General features: G+C 63.3%; 4 protein-coding genes. 2 read left to right on the top strand and 2 right to left on the bottom strand.

The window, feature by feature from the left end:
* Window positions 1-10 precede the first annotated feature (10 nt).
* A complete protein-coding gene (gene ubiG, locus EN969_RS14390; RefSeq protein ID WP_023811162.1) occupies window positions 11-760 on the bottom strand; it encodes a bifunctional 2-polyprenyl-6-hydroxyphenol methylase/3-demethylubiquinol 3-O-methyltransferase UbiG in 750 nt (249 codons plus the stop codon).
* A 285-nt stretch (window positions 761-1,045) separates the two neighbouring features.
* Here ubiG and EN969_RS14385 point away from each other — a divergent pair, with 285 nt between their 5' ends.
* Complete coding sequence (locus tag EN969_RS14385; protein ID WP_063170342.1) at window positions 1,046-1,615, top strand: putative glycolipid-binding domain-containing protein; 570 nt, start codon at window positions 1,046-1,048, stop codon at window positions 1,613-1,615.
* Window positions 1,616-1,626: 11 nt separating this feature from the next.
* Here the strand turns inward: EN969_RS14385 and EN969_RS14380 are convergent, their stop codons facing one another.
* Window positions 1,627-3,483, bottom strand: a complete 1,857-nt coding sequence (locus tag EN969_RS14380) for a CHASE3 domain-containing protein (protein WP_063169070.1) — start codon at window positions 3,481-3,483, stop codon at window positions 1,627-1,629.
* A 258-nt stretch (window positions 3,484-3,741) separates the two neighbouring features.
* On the opposite strand from EN969_RS14380, the gene EN969_RS14375 reads away from it, so the two are divergent.
* On the top strand, window positions 3,742-4,744 hold a 1,003-nt coding region (locus tag EN969_RS14375), incomplete at its 3' end, for an aspartate kinase (RefSeq protein WP_127419197.1).

Below are 4,744 nucleotides of genomic sequence, written 5' to 3'. Positions count from 1 at the left end.
TCTGAATAGATCAGACCGAGCCTTTTTCCGCCAGGACCATGTAGTTGACGTCCATGTCCTTCGACCGCGCCCAGCGGTCGGCCAGCGGATTGTAGGTGACGCCGGTGCGGTCGATGATGGTCAGGCCGGCGCCGCCAAGCGCCTTTTCGAGCTCTTCCGGGCGCACCAGCTTGCCGAACTGGTGGGTGCCGCGCGGCAGCCAGCGCAGCACATATTCGGCGCCGATGATGGCTAAGCCCAGCGCCTTCAGCGTGCGGTTGATGGTGGCCACGAACATGATGCCGCCGGGCCGCACCATCTCGCCGCATTTGGCGACGAACAGGTCGATGTCGGCGACATGCTCGACCACTTCCATGTTGAGGATGACGTCGAATTTCTCGCCGGCGTCGGCAAGGTCCTCGGCCGTCGTGGCGCGATAGTCGACGCTGACATTGCCTTCGGCGGCGTGCAGCTTGGCCACTTCGATGTTGGTTTCGGAGGCATCCGCGCCCACAACCTCGGCGCCAAGCCGCGCCATCGGCTCGCACAAAAGTCCGCCGCCGCAACCGATGTCGAGGATGCGCAGTCCCTCGAAAGGCCTTGCAGCGCGTGGGTCACGGCCGAAGCGCGTCGCTATCTGGTCGCGGATATAGGCCAGCCGGACCGGATTGAATTTGTGCAGGGGACGGAACTTGCCGTTCGGGTTCCACCATTCGGCGGCAAGGGCGGAAAAGCGTTCCACTTCTCCGGCATCGATCGTCGATCGTCGGGGCTCTGGCATAGTTGGTCTCCTCGACACTACAGCGCCGCGCGTCCTCTTGGACGCGCAAAGGACGCTGTAGCACTTTAGATTCTGCGCATGATCCTTTCCGAAATCGACTTCGATTTCGGGGTCATGCGCTAGGAAGTCGGGCGTGAAGCCGCGAATGTCAAGGCAACAATTTTCCTCTGCCGGCAGGGAGCCGGATTCTGTCAGGGCATGTCAGCTGGAGTGCGCTGCGGTGAAACACAATTGGCCTGGCGGGCGAAGGAACACATCATCGTTTTGAACTCGAAGGAGGTGACGATGACAGCAATGACGGCTTCGATCCTCTGGCATCGGCTGGACGTGGAGGGGCATGATGCCTGTCTGCTTGCGCAGACCGATGGCGGGCACAGCCTCAAGGGACAAGCCATCTTCATCCAGGACGGCAAGCCGTGCTGCCTCGCCTACGGGGTGAATTGCGATGCCGGCTGGCACACGCGGGCGGCGCTTGTCGAAGGCTTTCTCGGCACGCGCCAGCTGCACTATGCGATCGAACGCGATTTCAACGGCCAGTGGACGCTGAACGGCGAAGTCCAGCAGGGTGTCGACGGTCTTGTCGACGTCGATCTTGGCTTCACACCGGCATCGAACCTGCTGGCGATCCGCCGGTATGGCCTCGGGATCGGCGAAGCGTCGCCTGCCCCGGCCGCCTACCTGACTTTCCCTGAACTGAGCCTGGTGCGCCTCGATCAGACCTATCGGCGTCTCGACACGGTTCGCTATGCCTATGCCGCGCCGGTGTTCGGCTATGACGAGACCCTCAACGTCTCGCCGCACGGCTTCGTTGTCGACTATCCCGGCCTTTGGAGACGCGCGGCTGCGTCAGGCTGAAGCGATTGTGATCAGTCCGCTGCGACCTGCGTCGTGCCAAGCACGTCACGCAGTTTCGCTGCCAGTTGCTCGATGGTGAAGGGCTTGGCGAGGAAATGCACGTCGTGGTCGAGCACGCCGTTGTGGACCACGGCGTTCCTGGTGAAGCCGGTGGTGAAGATCACCTTCAGCAGCGGCATGCGGGCAACGGCCTCTTCCGCCAGCTTGCGGCCGTTCATGACGGGCATGACGATGTCGGTGAACAGCAGGGCGACCTTCGGGTTTTCCGCCAGTTTCTGCAACGCTTCCTCGCCACTCGCGGCATCAATGACGGTGTATCCGAGTTCGCGTATGGCCTCGGTGGTGGAGACCCGCACGCGGGCATCATCCTCGACGACAAGGATCGTTTCGGCGACCGGTGCGGCGGAGTTGTCGCCGCGCCCGGTGGGCACGGCCGGCTCTTCGGCGCCGAAATACCGCGGCAAGTAGATCTTGATTGTCGTGCCTTCGCCGGGCTCGGAATAGATGTTGACGTGGCCGCCCGACTGTTTGACGAAGCCGAACACCTGGCTCAATCCAAGGCCGGTGCCCTTGTTGACCGGCTTGGTGGTGAAGAAGGGTTCGAAGGCCTTGGCCATGACATCGGGGGTCATGCCCGAACCGGTATCGCTGACGGCGATCATCACATACTGGCCGGCCGCGACTTCTGCATGGGCGGCGGCGTAGCTGTCGTCGAGATGGCTGTTGGCGGTCTCGATGGTCAGCTTGCCGTCATCGCCCATGGCGTCGCGGGCGTTGACGGCCAGGTTGAGAACGGCGTTCTCGATCTGGCTCGGGTCGGCATGGGTTTTCCACAAGCCTCCCGCCAGCACCGTTTCGATGCGGATGGTTTCGCCGAGTGCCCTACGGATCAGGTCGGACATCCCGGTCAGCAGGCGGTTGGCGTCGACGATCTGCGGCGCCAGCGGCTGCTGACGCGAGAAGGCGAGCAGCCGGGCCGTCAGATTGGCGGCACGGGTCGCGGCATCGATCGCCGCGTCGATGAATTGTGCGATGTCGTGCTCGCCGCGCGCCAGCTTGCGCTGGGCGAGGTTCATGGCGCTGATGATCACCGCCAGCATGTTGTTGAAGTCGTGGGCGATGCCGCCTGTAAGCTGGCCGACCGCCTCCATCTTGTGCATCTGGCGGATCTGGGATTCTGCCTTTTCACGTGTCTCGATCTCTCTGCCGAGCGCGACGTTCTTGCGCACCAACTCCTCCTGGGCGACCGCCACCTCAAGGAAGCGGCGGCGCGATTCCCTGATCGCGTAGCCGGCAAGCAGGAAGATCGCCAGCAGTGCCGCCACCGAACCGATGCGTAGCCAGGTCTCGACCTGGTCGGTATGCGCGTCGCGCGCGGCGACGGCTGCGGCGCTGATGCGTCGGACCGTATCCATGCTGGTTCGGATTTCGTCCATGACTGCCTTGCCCTGGCCGCTGCGAATCAGATCCAGCGCTTTCGTCGCATTGCCCTGGTCGTACAGGGCAATCGTCTCGGCCAGTTCAGCCTGCTTTTGCGAAAGCGCGTCCTTGATGTGGTTGATCGGCTGGACGAACTGGTCGTCGGGGGCGGTCAAGCTGTCGATACGGGCAAGTTGCCCCGGAATGGCGCCGACAGCGCTCCGATAGGGTTCGAGATAGGATTTCTCGCCGGTCAGCAGGTAGCCACGCTGGCCGTTCTCGGCTTCCTGTGCCAGAGAAAGCAGACCCGAAAGCAATTGCTGATATTCGATTGCCTCGCGCGCGGCGGCGCGGTTGGCCCGCTGTTCCTCGACCAGCATGGCACGGCTGCCGACAATAAGCGCCAGCACCGCAAAGCCTGCGACAAGCGGGAGCGATTGCCATCGCATGGCACGTCGAAACCGAGCAATCATCATCTGCTATGCCGAACCAAAAGAATTCCCCGCAGGCAGCATTTCGTAGGCGGCGCCGGGGCGGAAGGCAATATGCCGGCTTCTGGAGCCGGCAATTGGCCGCCAGCCTTGCGAAACCTTCGTCATTTGGCTAAGGAGGCCGCGCATTCAGCGGCCGGCGTCAGCCGGCCTTCCGCTTTTCGGGATTCCGGCTTTTGGCTGGGATCCGGCTTCAGGCAAAGGCATTTCGCTCCCATGGCGCGCATCGTGATGAAATTCGGCGGAACCTCCGTCGCCGACATCGCCCGCATCCGCAACGTGGCGCGTCACGTCAAACGCGAGGTCGACGCCGGCCATGAGGTGGCGGTGGTCGTTTCGGCGATGGCCGGGAAGACCAACGAACTGGTCGGCTGGACGCGTGAGGCCTCGCCGATGCATGACGCACGCGAATATGATGCGGTCGTCGCTTCCGGCGAGCAGGTCACGGCCGGCCTGCTGGCCATCACTTTGCAGAACATGGGCGTGCACGCCCGCTCCTGGCAGGGCTGGCAGATCCCGATCAAGACCGATAATGCGCATGGGGCGGCGCGCATCCTCGACATTGACGGTGCGTTCCTGATCAAGCGCTTCGGCGAGGGCCAGGTGGCGGTGATTGCCGGGTTCCAGGGCATCGGCCCGGACAATCGTATTGCCACGCTCGGCCGCGGCGGCTCCGACACCAGTGCTGTCGCCATCGCCGCGGCGGTCAAAGCCGATCGCTGTGACATCTACACCGATGTCGACGGGGTCTACACCACCGATCCACGCATCGAGCCCAAGGCGCGGCGGCTGGCCAAGATCTCGTTCGAGGAAATGCTTGAAATGGCCTCGCTCGGCGCCAAGGTTCTGCAGGTGCGTTCGGTCGAGCTTGCCATGGTGCACAGGGTGCGTACCTTCGTGCGGTCGTCCTTCGACGATCCCGATGCGCCCGGAATGGGGGATTTGCTCAATCCGCCCGGAACGCTCATTTGCGACGAGGAAGAGATCGTGGAACAGCAGGTCGTCACCGGAATTGCCTACGCCAAGGACGAAGCGCAGATTTCACTGCGCCGGGTCGGCGACCGGCCGGGCGTTGCCGCCGGCATCTTCGGGCCGCTGGCCGCGGCCAACATCAATGTCGACATGATCGTCCAGAACATTTCCGAGGACGGCAAGTTCACCGACATGACCTTTACCGTGCCGTCGGGCGATGTCGACAAGGCGCTGGCCGTGCTTGAAC

The sequence above is a fragment of the Mesorhizobium sp. M7A.F.Ca.CA.003.01.2.1 genome, from assembly GCF_003998945.1.
GTDB lineage: Bacteria > Pseudomonadota > Alphaproteobacteria > Rhizobiales > Rhizobiaceae > Mesorhizobium > Mesorhizobium ciceri.
This window is presented reverse-complemented; position numbering and strand designations above follow the sequence as displayed.